Here is a 19249-nt window from a genome sequence, read left to right as displayed (position 1 = left end):
TATATGAGGGTTTTTTATTGTGCAGATTTTACCAGATCAGGAATTTTTAGCTTGGCATAGAGCACACCGGTTTTTAGATCAAACAAATAATCTTTAAAAGCTAGAGCTGAATAAGAGAAATTACAAGCACAAAAAAAGCACTCTAAGAGTGCTTTTTTTCAATATCTTGCTTCTAAATTATAGAGCAACGATATTTACAGCTGTAGGGCCTTTTTGACCTTGAGCTACGCTGAAAGAAACCTTTTGGCCTTCAACTAAAGTTTTGAAACCTGAACCAGTGATTTCGCTGAAATGAGCAAAAACGTCTGGACCTGATTCTTGTTGAATGAAACCGAAACCTTTAGTTTCGTTGAACCATTTTACTGTACCGTTAACTGTATTAGACATAATGTAACCTATTGAATCGTATGAATTTATAGCCAAAATTTCAGATGACTAACTGTAACTTTGAAAAATAAAAAGGATGGAGCTTTTTGATCTGTAATACGAAGGTTTATGACTAAAACTGCGATACTTAAAAGAAACTAACCAAAACAAGAATTTTTCTAGTTGGGATTATCATACCGCTTATTTTGAGATATACAAGCGTTTTATTTATCTAATTTATTAGGCTATTGAAAAATATAAAATTAAACCTGTATATTTTGTATTCAGGCCAGTGTTTTTAGGGTTTAAAAGGGTAGCTCTCAATAAAAAGAGCGCCGAAGCGCTCTTTGTAATTCAATTTACAGCTTAGTAATCAAAACTAAAGTGCTCTGGTGCCAGTGCGGTCATAGTTTTGGATGGATTCACCATCGCTTCAGCATGACCTTGGGTACGAGGCAGAATACGTTCGAAATAGAAATCAGCGGTTTTGATTTTTGCTTTATAGAACTCAGGTACTTCTGCGCCATCGCCAGAAGCCAGTTTGGCTGAGGCAACTGCGGCTTGCTGCGCCCAGAAGTATGCCATCATCACATAGCCCGAGAACATCAGAAAATCGACTGAAGCAGAAGAGACGATATCGCGGTCTTTACGGGCTGCCAGCATGATTCGAACAGTTAATGCATTCCACTGGGCACATAGCTTGGTGAGATCCCAAGCAAAGCGGCGCATATATTTATTACGCGCATGCTGACCACAAAATTTCAGGATTTCAGCGGTATAATCACGAATCACTTTGCCTTTCGAGGTTAACAGTACTTTACGACCGATCAGATCGAGTGCCTGTACACCTGTCGTTCCTTCGTAAAGGGTAGAAATACGTGAGTCACGCACGATCTGTTCCATGCCCCATTCTTTGATATAGCCATGACCACCAAAGACTTGCATACCGTGATTCGATGCTTCATAGCCCATTTCAGTCAGGAAGCCTTTTAGAATCGGGGTATAGAAACCTAAGTGATCATCATGCTGTTCAAAGGCAGCGGTATCGCCACGCAATAAAGCATCATTCATGTTGTCGGCAATTTGCGCAGCATGATAAATCATGGCACGGCCACCTTCGGCAATGGCTTTTTGCGTCAACAGCATACGGCGTACATCGGCATGATGAATGATGGCATCCGCCACTTTTTCCGGATCTTTTTTGCCAGACAGGGCACGCATTGACATACGCTCTTTGGCATAAGGCAAAGCACCCTGGAATGACAATTCAGCATGGCAGATGCCCTGAATTGCAGTACCAATACGCGCCGTGTTCATAAAGGTAAACATGGCATGCAGGCCTTTGTTTGGTTCACCAATCAGGTAGCCAGTCGCATTGTCGAAATTCAGTACAGCCGTTGCTGAAGCGCGAATCCCCATTTTATGTTCAATCGAACCGCAATTGACTGGATTGCGCTCACCGATGCCACCATCGGCAGCAGCAATAAATTTCGGTACGATAAACAGGGAAATCCCTTTGGTGCCTTGCGGTGCATCCGGAAGGCGTGCCAGTACAATATGTACGATATTTTCAGTGAGGTCGTGCTCACCTGCGGAAATAAAAATCTTAGTTCCTGAAATCGCATAAGTGCCATCTTCTTTCGGCTCTGCCTTGGTTTTTACCTGACCCAGATCCGTACCACATTGTGGTTCAGTCAGACACATGGTGCCCGCCCAAGTTCCTGCAACCAGGTGAGGCAGATACGTGTTTTTCTGCTCATCGGTACCATACTGGATAATAGTATTGATACAGCCCACACTTAAACCCGGATACATCTGGAATGACCAGTTCGCAGTACCCATCATTTCTGATTTGATCAGGTTTAAAGACATGGGCAGGTTTTGGCCACCAAACTCTTCAGGATAAGACAGACCTTGCCAGCCACCTTGTACGAACTGTTCGTAAGCTTCCTTAAAGCCTTTCGGGGTTTTTACTTCGCCATTTTCAAAATGACAGCCTTCTTCATCACCGCTTTGGTTCAAAGGTGACAGTACATTTTCACAAAAATCTGCCGCACCTTCTAAGATCATATCTACTGTGTCGGCATCGGCATATTCACCATTCGACAAATTCTGGTAGTGCGCAGGGTAGTCAAGCACTTCATTCATAAGGAAGCGAATGTCGTGTAAAGGGGCTTTATATGCTGGCATGCGTTTAATCCTGATTGAAATAGTTTTGGATTATCTGTATCGATTCTTTGATTATTCACATTGGGGATAAAAAAACATTGATGAATTCAGTGAATAAAAATGTCAGAAAAGCGAATCGATTTTTAATTCCAGTCAATTAACTCGGTTAATTTTATTGACTAGTATAGATATTGCAGGAAGATTGAAAACTTGTTATCACATTGGACTTTAATGAATTAAAAGGTGATATGTCCAGTATACTTTTGTATGAATTGTGCTCAAAGTTAAGTTAAAACAGGCCGGCTTCTAAAATGTCACTAGAACCAATCCATGGTGTCTCAGCTTCTGGACGGTTAGAGGAAATTCAGTTGCGGGCTATAGTTAAAACCCGAACTGAACTCATTGGATAGATAGGGATTTTAAAGAAACTCTTTTAAGTCCGGCTTGATGCCATTCCAGATGTAAAAAGATTCAATCGCCTGACCGACCAGCATTCCAAAGCCTTCTGACGTGGGAACACCGCGCGCCTTGGCCTGATCCAGAAAGGAAGAGGGTTTACCATAGGCCATTTCATAGGCATAGTTAAACTGTAAGGCTTCTGGAAGCAGCAAAGCATCACCGCTGAGGCTGGCTGAAGTGGCATTGATCACCAGATCAAACTCACCGGCAAGATGTTCTAGTGAAATAGCCTGTAATTCGAGCTGCGCTACAGCATTCTGCAGATCCGCAACCAGTTGTTCAGCGCGTGCCAAGGTACGATTGGCAATCACAATTTTTTTTGCGCCTGCCTGGGCGAGTGGATAGATCACGCCACGGGTTGCGCCGCCTGCACCGATAATCAGGATGTTGGTATTTTCCAGCGGCCAGTTGAGTGCACGAATCGCGTCGACCAGACCTTGCCCATCAGTATTATCGCCATGCAAAATACCATTTTTCATCCACAGGGTATTCACTGCCTTGGCAATTTTGGCTCGCTCACTGAGCACCTGACACTGGGCAAAAGCCTGCTCTTTAAACGGCACGGTGACATTCATCCCGATTCCGCCATGGGCAAAAAACTCCTGAATATTGGCCTCAAAGCCATCCAGTGGAGCCAGACGTTTGCTGTAATTTAGATCAATTCCGGTTTTTGCTGCAAAAGCATGATGCAATTCTGGAGAGCGTGACTGTTCAATCGGATTACCAATCACGGCAAATTGTTTGCTCATTTCACAATGTCCATGTGCTGAAATGAGCATCAATATACGTGAAAAAGCGCAGGGACTAAAGCCTGCGCTGTTTTAAATAAGGGGGCTGGAAGTGCGGTTTAGGAACTGCAGATGTCCATAATATGTTCTGCAAATACCAGCGCCATACTAAGCACAGCTCCGACCACAGTCAGGATACTCACCAGAATAGCCGCGCCATCCAGAAGCAGATTATGACTCAAAACGGCGGTACTCATCGCACTGATGGCGAGAGCCAGAAAAAGCCAAAAGGCAAAAACAGGAAGATTTAATTGAAGATGATGCATTGTTATTCTCACTAGACATCTAATAGATTGTGATCGATGTAGCGATAGGATGCCGCGACCAAATCAGGGATTACTCTGCAGCAGTATAGAGGAATAATGGATTAAAACAGCCCTCTATTTGAGGGCTGTTTTGTATCATTTCATTGCAGTTGATTTTAATTCTGTGAGCCAGTCATGGGGTTTCAGATAGTAATCGGTCAAACGCTTTTCCGGCGAGCCTTCATCCCATTCAGGACGATAGGACCAGCCGGTCAGCGGAGGCAAGCTCACCAAGATTGATTCAATTCGGCCGCCGGTCTGCAAACCAAATAGCGTACCGCGGTCATAAACCAGATTGTATTCGACATAACGGCCACGACGATATAACTGGAACTCACGTTGTGCTTCGGTATAAGGCTTATCCTGATTACGCTGGAAAATCGGCAGAATCGCCTCTAGATAACCATTGCCCACGGCCTGTATATACTGGAAACAGGTATCAAAATCCCACTGATTCAGATCATCAAAGAATAACCCGCCGACACCACGCTGTTCATCACGATGTTTTAAATAGAAATAATCATCACACCATTGTTTATGTTCAGGATAAATCTCTTCACCAAATGGCGCACACAGATCATGCGCCGTCTGATGCCACGAAAGGACATCTTTATCATTTGGATAGAAGGGCGTCAGGTCGAAACCGCCACCAAACCACCAGATTGGATCTTGCCCTTCTTTTTCTGCAACAAATAAACGCACGTTGGCATGTGAGGTCGGTACATTCGGATTTTTCGGATGGATGACCAGCGATACACCCATCGCTTGCGCCTTGGCACCGGCAATATTGGGATGGCGTTCAGTGGCTGAAGCGGGCAGTTTGGAAATATTGATATGGGAGAACATCACCCCGCCTTTCTCAATCACGGTACCATTTTGCAAGACACGCGAACGGCCACCACCACCTTCCGGACGTTCCCAGTCATCAATGATAAATTCGGCCGTACCGCCGCCAGCACGCTCCTGTTGTTCCAGTGCTGCACAAATCCGTGCCTGCAAGTCGAGGAGAAATTCACGAACGCGTTGAATATCCGCAGATGTAGGATGCTGCATCAGAGCCTCGTAGGGAAATAAAAAACTAGCTACATCAAAGCATAAAATCAGTCAAAGATTAAGGTCTATTTAGCAATGTAGTGGATTGAACCAGGCTTTAAATTTGAGTGTTGATGGACAGAATGGGGCATTAAATCCGACCAAATGGCTAGGTTGAATTCTTTTTTCAAGCTCAGCACAATAACTTGCAAGCGCTCATGGGTTTGGGCATTTCTCGATGGTAGTAGGTGAGTGTCATGTCGGTACAGGTCAATTCCCTGATTCAAAAATATAATGTTCCCGGTCCCCGCTATACCAGTTATCCGACCGTTCCATATTGGGAAGAGCAGAATTTCTCACTGGAACAATGGAAGCAAACGCTGAAAAAATCCTTTACTGAATCCAATCAAAGTGAAGGCATCAGCCTGTATATCCATCTGCCATTTTGCGAAAGCCTGTGCACTTTTTGCGGGTGTCATAAGCGAGTCACGAAAAAACATGAAATGGAACAGCCCTATATTCAGGCAGTGCTGAAAGAATGGGATTTGTATTGTGAGTTGCTGAAAGATAAGCCGGTCATTAAAGAAATTCATTTAGGCGGGGGAACACCGACTTTCTTTTCTGTTGAGCATTTGACTCAACTGATTCAAGGTATTTTGGCCAAAGCAGACATAGCGCCTGTGCATGAATTCAGTTTTGAAGGGCATCCGAACAATACCACGCGTGAGCATTTACAAGGCTTGTATGATCTGGGCTTTCGCCGGGTCAGTTATGGGGTGCAGGATTATAATGAAACCGTGCAAAAAGCCATTCACCGGATTCAGCCCTATGAACATGTCAAACAGGTAACCGAATGGGCGCGTGAAATTGGCTATGAGTCGATTTCGCATGATCTGGTGTTTGGCCTGCCTTTTCAGCATCTGGACGATGTCTTAAATACCATTGAGCAAACCAATTCACTTCTGCCGGATCGTTTGGCTTTATATAGCTATGCACATGTGCCTTGGATTAAAGGCAATGGCCAGCGCGGTTTTAAAGATGCTGATGTACCCAAAGATGCAATCAAACGTGAATGTTATGAAGCGGCTAAAAAGAAACTGCTGGCGCATGGTTATCATGAAATTGGCATGGATCATTTTGCTTTAGATACAGATGGCATGTACCAGTCCTTTCAAGCTGGAACATTACACCGCAATTTTATGGGATACACCGCCTCTAAAACTCAAGTGATGATCGGTTTAGGAATTTCTTCGATCAGTGATAGCTGGTACAGCTTTGCTCAGAATGTGAAAACTATTGAAGAATATTATGCCTGTTTAGCTCGCAATGAAATTCCGGTATTTAAAGGACATGTCTTAAATCAGGAAGATTTGATTATTCGTCAGCATATTCTGAATTTGATGTGCAGCTTTAGTACCTCATGGGAAAAACCCGAGCTGTTTTTCCCTGAAATCGATCAGGTGGTGGAACAGCTTAAAGAAATGGCACAGGATGGTTTGATTCAAATGATAGACTCATCAGTCACGATTTTGGAGAAAGGGAAACCATTTGTACGTAATATTTGTATGGCTTTTGATTTACGTTTAAAGCGACGCATGCCGGAGAACCGGATTTTTTCGATGACGATTTAACACTTAATCCATCCCAACCCTCCTTTAAGAAAGGAGGGAGTTTTCTCCTTTTTTTGAAAGAAGGAAAAGCCTCCCTGAGCAAGACTTAAGCATTGCTTTAAGTCGAAGCGCAAGAAAGGGAGGTTTGGAGGGATTTATTAAGGGGAGGATTTAAAAATCATCCTTCTGATAAAGATGTGCCATACGCTCATGTTTGGTTTTGAGATATTGCTCATTAAACGGATTTAAGCCGACGGTGAGGGGCACCCGATCGACCACATTAATCCCTTGGGCTTTTAAAGCTTCAATTTTTAAAGGATTGTTGGTCACCAGACGTACCGCTTTGACCTGCAAATGATCCAGCATAATGCTGCACATGTCATATTGACGTGCATCAGCCGGCAGATTAAGCATTAAATTGGCATCGACCGTATCATGTCCCTGATCTTGCAGGGCATAGGCACGAATCTTGTTGGTCAGGCCAATACCGCGTCCTTCCTGACGCAAATACAGAATCGCCCCGCGACCTAACTCATTGATCAGCTTTAAAGTCGCCTGCAATTGCGGGCCACAGTCACATTTCAGTGAAGCAAAGGCATCACCGGTTAAACATTCAGAATGTACACGAACCACGACTGGCTCGTCAGAAACTTCTTCAAGTCCTTTAGATAGCGCGACATGTTCTTCGCCAGTCTTAGGGTCTTGAAATACAGTAATTTTAAATTCACCGTGAGCGGTAGGTAATCTTGACGTTGCGACAAATTCGATTGGCACAGCTGAACCCGTTAAATCCTGAAAGTGGCTAAAGTATAGCGTAATGATTGAACATTGGTAGAATTGCAAAGTCGAAATTCTGTATTAGATTTTCTTTTTTGTAGAAAGCAGACGATAATAGTTGATAAATAGTAAGATTATTCAGGATAATCGTAGCCTGCGATTTTTTCACCCCGATGAGATCATTGTTTAATATTGCATCGCTAGAAGCGTAGCTGAATTGAAGCTGCTACAATTCAGCTATATGATCGGGTACTCCCCATTGACCTAGCTTTAGATTTGCCAGGCTTTAGAAGGCTTTGCCATAATATGCTGTATACAGAAATCCCTACTCAACGCCCTGTAACACCGTTGCTGGATACGATCAATCATCCTGAGCAACTACGTTTACTCGAGCAAAGCCAGCTAGCGCAAGTGGCAGATGAGTTACGTCAATTCATTTTGTATGCTGCCGGGCAAAGTGGTGGACATTTTGGTGCCAACCTCGGTGTTATTGAACTTACGGTGGCTCTGCACTATTGCTTCAATACTCCACATGACCGTCTGATCTGGGATGTGGGGCATCAGGCCTATCCGCATAAGGCATTGACCGGCCGTCGTGAACAGCTCACTACTATCCGAGCCAAAGATGGTCTGGCAGCCTTTCCAGCACGTGAAGAATCTGAATTTGATACCTTTGGGGTAGGGCATTCTTCGACGGCAATTTCTGCTGGTCTGGGCATGGCCTTGGCACGTCGCTACCAGAACAAGCCATGTGAAGTGGTATCGATTATTGGCGATGGCGCCATGACGGCGGGTATGGCCTTTGAAGCCTTGAACGATGCCGTTGCGCACAATGCCGATCTGATGGTGGTGCTGAACGACAATGACATGTCGATTTCTTGCAGTACTGGCGGTTTTGCCAAGCATCTGGCGGCGATCTGGGAGCGCGGTGAATTCGTTAATATTACCGAGGAAGGTGAAGCTTACGTACAGCCGCATCCGGAGTGGCTGTATAACTCACGCTTGCACTGTGCCGCGACTGATGCCGCAGATAACCTGTTTAAAGCCATCGGCTTTGACTATTTCGGCCCTTATGACGGTCATGATGTCAAACAACTGGTGCATGTATTTAAAGCGCTGAAAAAGCGTACAGGCCCACGTCTGATTCATATCTATACTAAAAAGGGCAAGGGCTTTGCGCCGGCCGAATCGGATCAAATCAAATATCACGCGATTAGCAAGCTTAATGCCATTACCGCTGCCAAGACTGCACCGAAATATTCGGATGTATTTGGACAGTGGCTCTGCGATGAAGCAGCACAGGACTCGCGCTTGCTCGCGATTACACCGGCCATGTGCGAAGGCTCAGGTATGGTGCAGTTTGCCAAAGAATATCCGGAACGTTTTTTCGATGTCGCGATTGCAGAGCAGCATGCCGTGACGCTGGCTGCGGGCATGGCCTGTGAAGGCTTAAAGCCGGTCGTGGCAATTTATTCGACCTTCCTGCAACGTGGTTATGACCAGCTGGTACACGATGTGGCCTTACAAAATCTGGATGTGACCTTCGGTATTGATCGTGCTGGTCTGGTCGGTGAAGATGGCCCGACCCATGCCGGTGCCTATGACTATGCCTATATGCGGACGATCCCGAATATCGTGATCATGGCACCAAAAGACGAAAATGAATGTCGTCAAATGCTGCATACCGCTTATTTATATCCCGGGCCGGCAGCTGTGCGTTATCCACGTGGTAATGGCTTAGGGGTGGATATCCAGCAAAAGATGCTTGAAATTCCAATCGGTCAGGCGGAAATTGTCGCCAGCTTTAATGCGCAGTGTGACGAATATATTTCTGTGCTGGCTTTTGGCAGCCGGGTACAGGCCGCAGTCGACGCCGCTGAAGCCTTTGCAGTGAAACATGAGATTGGTGTGCGTGTTGTGAACATGCGTTTTATCAAACCTCTTGATACGCAAATGCTGGATGATCTGGCATCAAGCACCAGTCTGTTTGTGACAGTAGAAGAACATGCCGTGATGGGCGGTGCGGGTAGTGCTGTGAATGAATATCTGGCAGAAGCACAGATTGTGAAACCGCTGCTGAATCTTGGTTTAGACGACACGTTTATGGCTCAGGCCACGCATGCACAAATGTTGCAGCAGGCCGGATTGGATGCGCAAGGTATTGAAAAATCAATGAATCAAGCCTGGTCAGCCTTGGGGCAAAGCGTTTTGTCATAAGTTCTTAAAAATTTTAGACACATTTTCTCCAAAAAAGCCCTGATATTTGCTAAGATATCGGGGCTTTTATGCATTATTCTTTATCAGTTTCTTTAAATTTGTAGTGGGTGTTCAATGGAACCTATGGTGGTGATGGCTGCGCGTGCGGCTCAGTTAGTTGGTCAAGAGCTTTTAAAAGCGCATCAGAATCGTCATAAACTCGATCTACAAGTCGAAGAAAAAGGAATTGATGGTCCAGTAACGCGTGTAGATCGTTATTTGGAGCAGTTGACCATCGATACCCTACGTAAAAGCTATAAAAATCACAGTTTCCTTGGTGAAGAGTTTGGCTATCAGGAAGGGAATGGTCACGATGCCGATTGGTGTTGGGTGATCGATCCACTGGATGGTACTTTAAACTTCATTAACGGTTTCCCGCATTTCTGTATCTCTATCGCAGTTCAGCACAAAGGCATTACTCAACACGGGGTGATTTATGACCCGGTGAAAGATGAGCTATTCTCTGCCAGTCGTGGTCGTGGTGCCATGATGAACCAGCGTCGTATTCGTGTGAATGTCAAAGACAGTCTGGAAAATACCTTTATGGCTGTTGGTCACGCTTACCGTGCTAAACGTAATGGCGAAGTTGTATCTTATGCCAAGAACCATTTTCAAAGTTTGTTAAACGTGACTGAAGCTGGCGCGCAATATCGTCGTTCAGGTTCTGCGGCATTGGATTTAGCCTATGTTGCTGCAGGCCGTTTTGATGCTTACTTCGAACTTGGTTTAAAACCTTGGGATATCGCAGCGGGCGAATTGATCGTGAAAGAAGCAGGCGGTACTGTAGTTGATGCACGTGGTGGTAGCGACTCTATGGAAAATGGTCAAGTTTTGGCTTGTTCAATGAAAATGCTTAAACCTTTAATGCAAGCAGTTGTTCCTGCTTGGGGTGAGGCAGCAAAATAATCGGGTTTAGATGAATTATATCTAATTTTCAAAAAAGGCATCCTTCGGGATGCCTTTTTTGCAGCAGTGAAATAGTTAACAGGGAGGAGAAGCCTGTTTTTTAACGCACATGAATACGGGAACTATCAAGTGAATTGGCAAAAATTGCCTTTTTATACCAGTCGTTACATTTTATATTCATATTTAAGTCTATGAAATTCATATATAAATCACAAATAAAGCAATTTTTTTTGAAAACTTAATGACATTGTTGATTATTCTGCTATAATCTTGCCACGCACTTAATTTTCCGTTCTTTACCTGAACACTATCTTCTAATCATTGTATGCGCGTTCTGTCCATAGAGAGGACATATCCTTCGCGCCCCAATCGCTTAAGCGATTCCTTCAGGTTTGCGGCCGTAATCATATACGTGCGTTATATCCACATCGTCGTTATTCGGATCGCTGCTGAATCCTAACTTTTTCAGCTCTATTTGCTGTGCCGCTTTTTGCCGATGTCCATATTGTAATTTATTTAATGGAGCACCCACTTCAGGGTGAACACTCTCTATGAGCAAAACTTTTGCTGATTTTTCCCTCGACGAATCTCTAACCCAGGCTCTCGATGCTTTAGGCTTTACTACTCCAACTCCTGTACAAGAACAAGCGATTCCAGCTGCACTTGAAGGTAAAGACCTTCTTGTGTCAAGCCAAACAGGTTCTGGTAAAACTGCTGCTTTCTTGCTTCCTACCTTAAATGCGTTGGCAAGCCAAGATACATTAGTACCATTTAAAGACCGTATGAAAGCGGTTACTCAACCGAATATTCTGGTGATTTCACCGACTCGTGAATTGGCACAACAGGTATGTCAAGACGCAATTGCATTTGTACGTCACATGAAAGGTGTTCGTATTGCTGCAATCATGGGCGGTATGCCTTTCGGTAAGCAAATTCAACAGTTAAAAGGCGCGCAAGTTGTTGTTGCAACTCCAGGCCGTCTACTTGACTTGGTGAATCGCCGTCAAATCAAACTTGATAAAGTTGATGCGTTAATCGTCGATGAAGCTGACCGTATGCTTGACCTAGGTTTCTCTGAAGACTTGGAAGCAATTGGTGAGTTGGCTGCAAACCGTAAACAAACTCTAATGTTCTCTGCGACGTTTGCACCACGTATCATTACACTTGCAGAACGCATGATGAATGATCCACTGCGTATTTCGATTGAAACTGGTCACTCTACAAATATTGACATTACTCAGACTTTGCATTGGACTGACGGTTTCGAGCACAAGAAAAAACTGCTTACTCACTGGTTGAACGAAGAAGACGTTGATCAAGCAGTTGTATTTGCGTCAACTCAAGAAGACACAGATATGTTGGCTGAAGAACTTGCTGAAGCAGGCCTATCAGTTGTAGCGCTGCATGGTGCTATGCCACAAACTGTTCGTAACCGTCGTTTACGCAGCATCCGTGAAGGTCGTGCGAAGATCTTGGTTGCAACTGACGTTGCTGCTCGTGGTCTTGACGTACCAACCATTTCACACGTAATTAACTTCGGTCTTCCAATGAAGAACGAAGACTATGTACACCGTATTGGTCGTACAGGTCGTGCCGGTCGTACTGGTAAAGCCATTACACTTGCAACTTACCGTGAGCGTGGCAAAATCCGTGCTTTGGAAGACTTCCTTGATGCGCGTTTAAACGTATCTGAAATCGAAGGTCTTGAGCCATCTCCACCTCCTGCACGTGGTAGCCGTGATGGCGCTGGTCGTGGTCGTGGTCGTGATGGCGGCGGTCGTCGTGATGGCGGTCGTGGTGGTTTTGGCGGTGGTCGTCGTTTTGAAGGCGAAAGCAACTTCAAACGTCGTGAAGGCGGTGATGATCGTCCACGTCGTAGCTTCGATGACAAACCACGTGGCGAACGTCCGGCATTTGGCGAAGATCGTCCACGTCGTGACTTCGGTGATCGTCCAGCGCCACGTCGTGAAGGCGGTTTCGGTGATCGTCCACAACGTTCGTTTGATGACCGTCCAAAGCGTGACTTTGGTGACCGTCCAGCGCCACGTCGTGAAGGTGGTTTTGGCGACCGTCCACAACGTTCGTTTGATGACCGTCCAAAGCGTGACTTCGGTGATCGTCCAGCTCCGCGTCGTGAAGGTGGTTTTGGTGACCGTCCTCGCTCTAATGATGACAACCGTGGCAACCGTGTAGATTACAAGCCAGCTCGTGAAGGCGGTTATGGTGATCGTCCAAAACGTGATTTTGGTGATCGTCCTGCTCCACGTCGTGAAGGTGGTTTCGGTGATCGTCCAGCGCGTTCATTCGGTGATGACCGTCCAAAACGTGATTTCGGTGATCGTCCAGTACGTCGCAACTTTGATGACAAACCACGTGGTGAACGTTCGTTCGGTGGTGAAGATCGTCCACGTCGTAAATTTAACGACTAATAGAGTCGCTAGATGAAGATAAAAAACCGGTAGAAATACCGGTTTTTTATGCATTGAGTTTTTTGCTTTTTAACGTAAAATGTCTACTAATTCATATTTTGTCAGGGTTATGATAATTATTAATATGAAAAGTTTAGCTGCTCGATCTCAATTGATAGAGGTGCATATGCCATATATCGCATTGACTTTGATTTTATGTAATATTATCTATTATTTATACAGTGTTTTTAATTAATCAATCTAGTCATTTTAAGCCTAAGTACATATTTTTATTATAAAAAACACGAAATAATCAATTATTGTCATCTTTTTATGATATTCCCCCACCTTTTTCAACTGCTAACATTTTGAACTTCGTTCCTTTATAGTATGCATGCTGAAAAAATGTAGGAATAAACTCAGCTATGAAAAATCAAACAGCGCGAGATACTCAGTCTTTGATTGAAGTCAAGAATTTGAGCTTCAAACGAGGCGAGCGCGTGATTTATGACGACGTGAGTTTAAATATTCGTCGTGGGCAGATTACCGCCATTATGGGGCCATCCGGAACTGGTAAAACTACCTTATTAAGATTGATCGGTGGGCAGCTGACGCCTGAGCATGGGCAGGTCTTATTGGATGGCAAAGATATTGCCTCGATGTCACGTTCCGAACTTTTTTCAGCACGTGCACGGATGGGTATGCTATTTCAGAGTGGTGCTTTGTTTACCGATATGAGCGTGTATGAAAATGTCGCGTTTCCAATTCGGGCCCATACCAAACTGCCAGAACATCTAATTAAGGAAATCGTGGCATTGAAACTGGAATCCGTCGGCTTGCGCGGTGCAGAGCAAATGATGCCATCGGAACTGTCTGGTGGTATGAACCGACGTGTGGCTTTAGCCCGGGCGATTGCGCTGGACCCTGAACTGATCATGTACGATGAACCCTTTGCCGGACAAGATCCGATTGTGATGGGGGTGTTGACTCGTTTAATCCGCTCTCTGCGTGAAGCACTGGATCTGACCACGATTATTGTCTCGCATGATGTGACAGAAACCTTATCCATTGCTGATTACATTTATATCGTGGCAGAAGGCAAGATCCAGGGCGAGGGCACACCGGCAGAGCTAAAAGTGCATCCTTCAACTTTTGTGCAGCAATTCCTGACGGGTTCGGTGGAAGGTCCAGTCGATTATCAGTTTAGTCATCGGGCTTATTTAAGTGATGAGGTACGTTCATGAATGCAATTGCCGCATTAGGTAGACGCGTTATTGAACGTGTACAGGGGATTGGGGTCGCAACCCTGATGCTGTTGCAGATCTTATTTTCCATGCCGACCTGGTTGGGGGTAAGACTATTTATTTATCAGATGTATCGGGTCGGGGTATTGTCCCTGCTGATTATTGTGGTTTCTGGTCTGTTTATTGGTGCTGTGCTTGGCTTGCAGATGTTCAGTATTCTGTCGACCTTTGGCAGTGAATCCATGCTTGGTACAGCGGTGGCGTTGACCTTGCTGCGTGAATTAGCACCTGTGGTCGCGGCTTTGCTGTTTGCAGGACGTGCCGGTTCGGCTTTGACCGCAGAAATTGGTCTGATGAAAGCCACTGAACAATTGTCCAGTATGGAAATGATCGGGGTGGATCCCTTAAAGCGGGTGATTTCGCCACGTCTCTGGGCGGGGATTTTCAGCTTGCCTATGCTTTCGGTGATCTTTGCCGCAGTCGGAATTATGGGCGGCAAAATGGTCGGTGTAGACTTTTTGGGGGCTGATGAAGGCGCTTATTGGAGCGGCATGGAAAGCAGCGTGCAATTCTATAAAGATGTCTTGAATGGCACTATTATTAAAAGTTTTGTATTCGCATTAATGTGTACCTGGATTGCGGTATATCAAGGCTATGCCTGTGTACCAACATCGGAAGGTATTGCAACTTCTACAACGCGTACAGTCGTCTATTCTTCACTGTGCGTTTTAGGCTTTGATTTTGTGTTGACTGCGGTCATGTTCGGAGGTGTTTAATGAAATCACGTACTAGTGAGCTGGCCGTTGGTATTTTTGTTATTTTATTTGGTATTGCCTTATTCTTTTTAGCGATGCGTGTCAGTGGTCTGGTCGGCAGCAATATTTCCGACAGCTATAAAATGACGGCAACTTTTGAAAATGTGAATGGCATCAAGCCACGTGCCAAAGTCGCTTTAAGCGGGGTGAAAGTGGGACAGGTCGATGAGATTACCCTGGATCCTGTAACGCGTCTGGCAACCGTACATATGACCCTAGATGGCTCATTGACCTCGTTTAATGCTGAACAATTAAAGCAAGTTCAAGAGGAAGCTCTGGACGAGTTACGCTACAGCTCGGACTATGAAGCAGCGACACCTGCGCAACAAAAAGACATGGAAAAACAACTGTTAGCTAACATGAAATCCATCACCAATATTGATGAAGATGCTTATATTATGGTAGCGACCAATGGCTTATTGGGTGAAAAGTACCTGAAAATTATTCCAGGTGGTGGTCTGAGCTATTTGCAACGCGGCGATCAGATTGCCAATACCCAAGGCACTATGGAAATTGAAGATTTGGTGACGAAATTTATTACCGGTGGTGCTGGCAAATCGTCAGATAGTCAAGAAACTACATCGGAACAGACGACAGTTTCAGAAACAACAGATGCAGAACCTGCATTTGTTGAATAATAGATTGAGGAGAATTCAGTGAAGACTTTAGTAAAACAAACGCTTGCAGTAAGCATTCTTTCAACAATGGTTGCTGGTACAGTGTTTGCTGCACCGTCTGAAGCACCACCTGCTTTTATTAAAAAAGTAGCAGATGGTTTAATTGAGCGCCTCAAAGCTGACAATGCAAAACTGCAATCAAATCCAGCTTTGGTCAAAAGCATTGTGCGCCAGAATCTGGATCCGTATATTGATTCTCAATCTTTCACACGTATTGTGATGGGCACGTATGCCACGAACCAATATAGTACGGCGGCACAGCGTGCGCAGTTTGAAAAGAATTTCCGTGAAACCTTAATTGAAAACTATGGTTCTGCCTTTGCCAAGTTCAGTAATCAGACTTATAGCGTGCGTCCTTACAAGGCCAGCAACAGCAAAAACCCTGTTGTGACCATCGACTTTAATAACAAAGGCGAGAAAATTCCAGTAGCATTCCAGCTAGTGGACAAGGGTTCAAAATGGAAAATCCGCAACATCAACGTATCGGGTATTGACCTGGGTTTGCAGTTCCGTAACCAGTTTGCTGCGACGGTAAAACGTAATGGCGGTAATATTGATAAAGCAATTGCCAACTTTAAACCGGATGCAGAAGCTGCAATCGACAAGAAATAATCAAACAGGTGAGCCGTGATTACATTCAAGGATCAGGAACTACAGGTTTCAGGCAAGATTGACTATGACAATGCACAGGACTATTACTTAAATGGTCTGCGTGTGATCCAGTCACAAAGCAAGTTTCCACTTGTGGTTAACCTGGCTGAGCTTGAAAGTGGCAGTACTTTGGCTTTGGCAGTGTTGGTGCGCTGGTTGCGCCAGACTCCTCAGGCTCAAGGGCTACAGTTTAAAGCTGTTCCTGCTAAAATGATGAATATCATTCAGGCCAGCCATTTGCAGGATGATTTAAACATCGTTCAGTAAAAGAAAAGCACCGAAAGGTGCTTTTTTATTGTGATCAAATTTTAAGAAATCATTAAAATCAAATAGATCTAAATATGGATTGTACGTCCTCTCTGCCTCAGGGAGAGAGTTAGAGAGAGGGGTGTAAAAATCCTCCCTAACCATTTTCTTCACTTTTTAAAGAGAAGTTGAAGAGGGATTAAATAAATATGAATTAAATACAGGCATTTCTTGCACTTCGCTTTAAATCTAAAGAGCAAGTGAGACTTAGAAAGGGATATCTAATAAAAAAACCTCTCCCTGACAGGAAACATCTCTCCCTTTTCAAAAGGGAGGTTAGGAGGGATTCTAGATCCACTTCTTCCATCTAAAGTAAATTAATGGGCCAATCAGGAAGCCAATTAAAATAATACTGACCATGATGAAACTCATGGTGCCTTGTGCAAAGGGCAGCACTTCGGTGTTCATACCGTAAATACTGGCAATCAGCATTGGGGGCGCAAGCATACTTGGCAGAATCGAGAATCGACGAATGGTATCGTTCTGCTCAGTGTTAATGAATCCGGACGTGGTATCGAGCAGGAAACGCACTTTCTGGAACAAGAAAGCATCATGCTCGACCAGCGAGCGCACATCTTCACTCAGTTCTCGAATATCCGCATCATAAATATGACTGCCCAAGGCGCGTGGACGCGACAGGAAGGTCAGGACGCGGCGTAAATCGATTAAACACAGTTGCGCTTTACCCAACATATCTTCAAGTTGCGCCAAGCGGGTAATCATGTCATCCAGATCCAGAATCTGTTCACGATGGCGGTTATTCAACACTTCAGTTGAATATTTCTCTAAATCTTTATGCACATCTTCCAGAATATCGGCCAGCTCATCCAGCTTGGCTTCGAGTAAGCCCAATAAAATCCAGGTCGGATCTTTATAATCGATTTCATAATCATTGCGGCGCGCGCGGGCACGAAAGGCGCGAAAAGCCACCAGTTTTTCACCACGCAAAGTAAACAGACGATCCTTGTGCAGAATGAATGCAACAGTTTGTACTGTTGCCAGCATGCTGGATTCATCTTCGTGTTCGTTTTCGACTTGATAGTTTTTATTCTTGGTTAAAAAATAGGTGCTGATATGCAAAATACCGTCATCATCACGGTAAAATCGGGCACTCGAGGAAATATCTTCCAGCGATTTTAAGGTCGGTAAGTTTTGCTCGTAGGCATCTAGAATCCATTGCTGCTCTTCCTGTGAAGGCGCAATCAGATCAAGCCAGACTAAATCTGGATGCAGGTCGAAATCACCATTAATCGTGATATCTTCTAAGCTACCGCGCTCTGTGGCGTAAAAGGCTTCAAGCATGCTGTCTTTTCTCCCGGGCGCAGTATGTGAATTGGAATGGGTGTATTTTAGACAAGGAATTGAATAAAAACACTGATATTAAGCAGTTATTTTGGTAAAAAGCGCGCTTGCAGCAATTTCGTACAATATAGCGTCAATTGGAGAGTGAAATGATGAATTCTATCGCAATTTTTTGTGGTTCAGCACTGGGCTCAGATCCTCTCTATGCCCAGATTGCCGAAAAAGTTGGCCAGACCTTGGCAGCAAGGCATCAGACGCTGGTCTATGGCGGTGGTCGCTCCGGTTTAATGGGCATTATTGCTGATAGTGCTTTGGCTGCTGGTGGCAAGGTGATTGGCGTAATTCCAAGACAGCTGGTCAATCGTGAACTGGCGCATCCGCATATTACCGAGCTGTTTGTGGTCGATAATATGCATGAACGTAAAACCCGCATGTCGGAACTGGCACAGGGATTTATTGCCATTCCGGGTGGTGCAGGAACGCTGGAAGAAATTTTTGAACAATGGACCTGGGCACAGTTGGGAATTCATAAAAAGCCTTGTGCTTTTTTAAATGTCGATGGTTTCTATGATGATTTACTCAAATTTATCCATATGACGACTGAGAAAGGTTTTACCAAAGCGCGATTTAGCGATGCTTTAATCGTTAGTGATAATCTGGATGATATTCTGCGCCAATTTGAAAGTTATCAGTCGCCCGAAGCGAAATGGGGTATGGTCGATCAGACCGATCTTGTAAAATAAGCTGTCCACAGTATGATTTGTAGAAAATAAATGAAAGTGATTACGGTGGCTGCAGCCATTATTTTAAATGAAGCGCAGCAACTGCTGGTGGTTCGCAAAAAAGGAACGTCCTGCTTTATGCAGGTTGGTGGCAAGCTTGAGCCAAATGAAGCACCAGAAGCAACGATGTTGCGTGAAATTCAGGAGGAAATTGGCGCCCAAGCACAAATTCAGCAATTCATTGGACGTTTTGAAACTGCAACAGCCAATGAGCCTGATCATCAACTGGTGAGTTATGTCTATTGGGTAAGTCTGGATCAAGCGCCAAAAATTGAAGCGGAAATCGCTGAAATGAAATGGGTAGATCTTGATGAAAAAGAGGTACGACTCGCACCTTTGACCACCGAAATTGTCATTCCATGGGTGAAGTCACAATTACTTGCCCAAGCTTAAATT

The 19249-nt window shown here is 44.6% G+C and carries 18 protein-coding genes; 11 read left to right on the top strand and 7 right to left on the bottom strand.

Annotation, left to right across the window (positions count from 1 at the left end; all coding sequences use genetic code 11):
- Nucleotides 1-177 precede the first annotated feature (177 nt).
- The 5 genes from FTT75_RS11340 to hemF form a co-directional block, all read right to left on the bottom strand.
- On the bottom strand, nucleotides 178-387 hold the full coding sequence (locus FTT75_RS11340) for a cold-shock protein (protein ID WP_004281542.1): 210 nt from the start codon (nucleotides 385-387) through the stop codon (nucleotides 178-180).
- A gap of 345 nt (nucleotides 388-732) precedes the next feature.
- Nucleotides 733-2556 (bottom strand): acyl-CoA dehydrogenase C-terminal domain-containing protein, encoded by a 1824-nt coding sequence (locus tag FTT75_RS11335; protein WP_064094547.1) that lies wholly within the window; start codon nucleotides 2554-2556, stop codon nucleotides 733-735.
- Between the two features lie 398 nt (nucleotides 2557-2954).
- The gene (gene aroE / locus FTT75_RS11330) at nucleotides 2955-3743 is read right to left on the bottom strand and encodes a shikimate dehydrogenase (protein WP_180186433.1); all 789 of its coding nucleotides are present in this window, start codon (nucleotides 3741-3743) and stop codon (nucleotides 2955-2957) included.
- A 98-nt stretch (nucleotides 3744-3841) separates the two neighbouring features.
- Complete coding sequence (locus FTT75_RS11325) at nucleotides 3842-4048, bottom strand: hypothetical protein (RefSeq protein WP_005094202.1); 207 nt, start codon at nucleotides 4046-4048, stop codon at nucleotides 3842-3844.
- A 135-nt stretch (nucleotides 4049-4183) separates the two neighbouring features.
- The gene (gene hemF, locus FTT75_RS11320; protein ID WP_100357829.1) at nucleotides 4184-5140 is read right to left on the bottom strand and encodes an oxygen-dependent coproporphyrinogen oxidase; all 957 of its coding nucleotides are present in this window, start codon (nucleotides 5138-5140) and stop codon (nucleotides 4184-4186) included.
- 236 nt (nucleotides 5141-5376) lie between these two features.
- On the opposite strand from hemF, the gene hemN reads away from it, so the two are divergent.
- A complete protein-coding gene (gene hemN / locus FTT75_RS11315; protein ID WP_180186432.1) occupies nucleotides 5377-6750 on the top strand; it encodes an oxygen-independent coproporphyrinogen III oxidase in 1374 nt (457 codons plus the stop codon).
- Between the two features lie 150 nt (nucleotides 6751-6900).
- On the opposite strand, the gene ribA is transcribed toward hemN, so the two are convergent.
- A complete protein-coding gene (gene ribA, locus FTT75_RS11310; protein ID WP_005094196.1) occupies nucleotides 6901-7503 on the bottom strand; it encodes a GTP cyclohydrolase II in 603 nt (200 codons plus the stop codon).
- 309 nt (nucleotides 7504-7812) lie between these two features.
- Here ribA and dxs point away from each other — a divergent pair, with 309 nt between their 5' ends.
- The 8 genes from dxs to FTT75_RS11270 all read left to right on the top strand — a co-directional run bounded on the left by dxs (nucleotide 7813) and on the right by FTT75_RS11270 (nucleotide 16730).
- Nucleotides 7813-9723 (top strand): 1-deoxy-D-xylulose-5-phosphate synthase, encoded by a 1911-nt coding sequence (dxs, locus tag FTT75_RS11305; protein ID WP_074383592.1) that lies wholly within the window; start codon nucleotides 7813-7815, stop codon nucleotides 9721-9723.
- A 114-nt stretch (nucleotides 9724-9837) separates the two neighbouring features.
- Nucleotides 9838-10668, top strand: a complete 831-nt coding sequence (locus FTT75_RS11300; protein WP_034608351.1) for an inositol monophosphatase family protein — start codon at nucleotides 9838-9840, stop codon at nucleotides 10666-10668.
- Nucleotides 10669-11219: 551 nt separating this feature from the next.
- The gene (locus tag FTT75_RS11295) at nucleotides 11220-13097 is read left to right on the top strand and encodes a DEAD/DEAH box helicase (RefSeq protein WP_100355140.1); all 1878 of its coding nucleotides are present in this window, start codon (nucleotides 11220-11222) and stop codon (nucleotides 13095-13097) included.
- Between the two features lie 404 nt (nucleotides 13098-13501).
- Complete coding sequence (locus FTT75_RS11290; RefSeq protein WP_005094190.1) at nucleotides 13502-14320, top strand: ABC transporter ATP-binding protein; 819 nt, start codon at nucleotides 13502-13504, stop codon at nucleotides 14318-14320.
- Nucleotides 14317-15096: a lipid asymmetry maintenance ABC transporter permease subunit MlaE gene (gene mlaE, locus FTT75_RS11285; RefSeq protein ID WP_005094189.1), complete on the top strand. Its 780-nt coding sequence runs from the start codon at nucleotides 14317-14319 to the stop codon at nucleotides 15094-15096. Before FTT75_RS11290 ends, mlaE begins: the two co-directional genes overlap by 4 nt.
- Complete coding sequence (locus FTT75_RS11280) at nucleotides 15096-15773, top strand: outer membrane lipid asymmetry maintenance protein MlaD (RefSeq protein WP_100329362.1); 678 nt, start codon at nucleotides 15096-15098, stop codon at nucleotides 15771-15773. The genes mlaE and FTT75_RS11280 overlap by 1 nt, the downstream gene beginning before the upstream one ends.
- An 18-nt stretch (nucleotides 15774-15791) precedes the next feature.
- Nucleotides 15792-16424: an ABC transporter substrate-binding protein gene (locus tag FTT75_RS11275; RefSeq protein WP_180186431.1), complete on the top strand. Its 633-nt coding sequence runs from the start codon at nucleotides 15792-15794 to the stop codon at nucleotides 16422-16424.
- Between the two features lie 15 nt (nucleotides 16425-16439).
- Nucleotides 16440-16730, top strand: a complete 291-nt coding sequence (locus tag FTT75_RS11270; protein ID WP_100329361.1) for an STAS domain-containing protein — start codon at nucleotides 16440-16442, stop codon at nucleotides 16728-16730.
- 327 nt (nucleotides 16731-17057) lie between these two features.
- On the opposite strand, the gene FTT75_RS11265 is transcribed toward FTT75_RS11270, so the two are convergent.
- Entirely contained in the window at nucleotides 17058-18071 is a 1014-nt protein-coding gene (locus tag FTT75_RS11265; protein ID WP_005168743.1) for a CorA family divalent cation transporter, read from the bottom strand.
- A gap of 152 nt (nucleotides 18072-18223) precedes the next feature.
- On the opposite strand from FTT75_RS11265, the gene FTT75_RS11260 reads away from it, so the two are divergent.
- A complete protein-coding gene (locus FTT75_RS11260; RefSeq protein WP_005249879.1) occupies nucleotides 18224-18814 on the top strand; it encodes a TIGR00730 family Rossman fold protein in 591 nt (196 codons plus the stop codon).
- Between the two features lie 30 nt (nucleotides 18815-18844).
- Nucleotides 18845-19246 (top strand): NUDIX domain-containing protein, encoded by a 402-nt coding sequence (locus tag FTT75_RS11255; protein ID WP_180186430.1) that lies wholly within the window; start codon nucleotides 18845-18847, stop codon nucleotides 19244-19246.
- Nucleotides 19247-19249 lie beyond the last annotated feature (3 nt).

The sequence above is a fragment of the Acinetobacter sp. YH01008 genome, assembly GCF_013420435.1.
Taxonomy (GTDB): Bacteria; Pseudomonadota; Gammaproteobacteria; order Pseudomonadales; family Moraxellaceae; genus Acinetobacter; species Acinetobacter pseudolwoffii.
This window is presented reverse-complemented; position numbering and strand designations above follow the sequence as displayed.

Coding starts and splice junctions, on each gene's coding strand:
- FTT75_RS11340 (WP_004281542.1), bottom strand. CDS start 387: ATGTCTAATACAGTTAACGGTACAGTAAAATGGTTCAACGAAACTAAA.
- FTT75_RS11335 (WP_064094547.1), bottom strand. CDS start 2,556: ATGCCAGCATATAAAGCCCCTTTACACGACATTCGCTTCCTTATGAAT.
- aroE (WP_180186433.1), bottom strand. CDS start 3,743: ATGAGCAAACAATTTGCCGTGATTGGTAATCCGATTGAACAGTCACGC.
- FTT75_RS11325 (WP_005094202.1), bottom strand. CDS start 4,048: ATGCATCATCTTCAATTAAATCTTCCTGTTTTTGCCTTTTGGCTTTTT.
- hemF (WP_100357829.1), bottom strand. CDS start 5,140: ATGCAGCATCCTACATCTGCGGATATTCAACGCGTTCGTGAATTTCTC.
- hemN (WP_180186432.1), top strand. CDS start 5,377: ATGTCGGTACAGGTCAATTCCCTGATTCAAAAATATAATGTTCCCGGT.
- dxs (WP_074383592.1), top strand. CDS start 7,813: ATGCTGTATACAGAAATCCCTACTCAACGCCCTGTAACACCGTTGCTG.
- FTT75_RS11300 (WP_034608351.1), top strand. CDS start 9,838: ATGGAACCTATGGTGGTGATGGCTGCGCGTGCGGCTCAGTTAGTTGGT.
- FTT75_RS11295 (WP_100355140.1), top strand. CDS start 11,220: ATGAGCAAAACTTTTGCTGATTTTTCCCTCGACGAATCTCTAACCCAG.
- FTT75_RS11290 (WP_005094190.1), top strand. CDS start 13,502: ATGAAAAATCAAACAGCGCGAGATACTCAGTCTTTGATTGAAGTCAAG.
- mlaE (WP_005094189.1), top strand. CDS start 14,317: ATGAATGCAATTGCCGCATTAGGTAGACGCGTTATTGAACGTGTACAG.
- FTT75_RS11280 (WP_100329362.1), top strand. CDS start 15,096: ATGAAATCACGTACTAGTGAGCTGGCCGTTGGTATTTTTGTTATTTTA.
- FTT75_RS11265 (WP_005168743.1), bottom strand. CDS start 18,071: ATGCTTGAAGCCTTTTACGCCACAGAGCGCGGTAGCTTAGAAGATATC.
- FTT75_RS11260 (WP_005249879.1), top strand. CDS start 18,224: ATGAATTCTATCGCAATTTTTTGTGGTTCAGCACTGGGCTCAGATCCT.
- FTT75_RS11255 (WP_180186430.1), top strand. CDS start 18,845: ATGAAAGTGATTACGGTGGCTGCAGCCATTATTTTAAATGAAGCGCAG.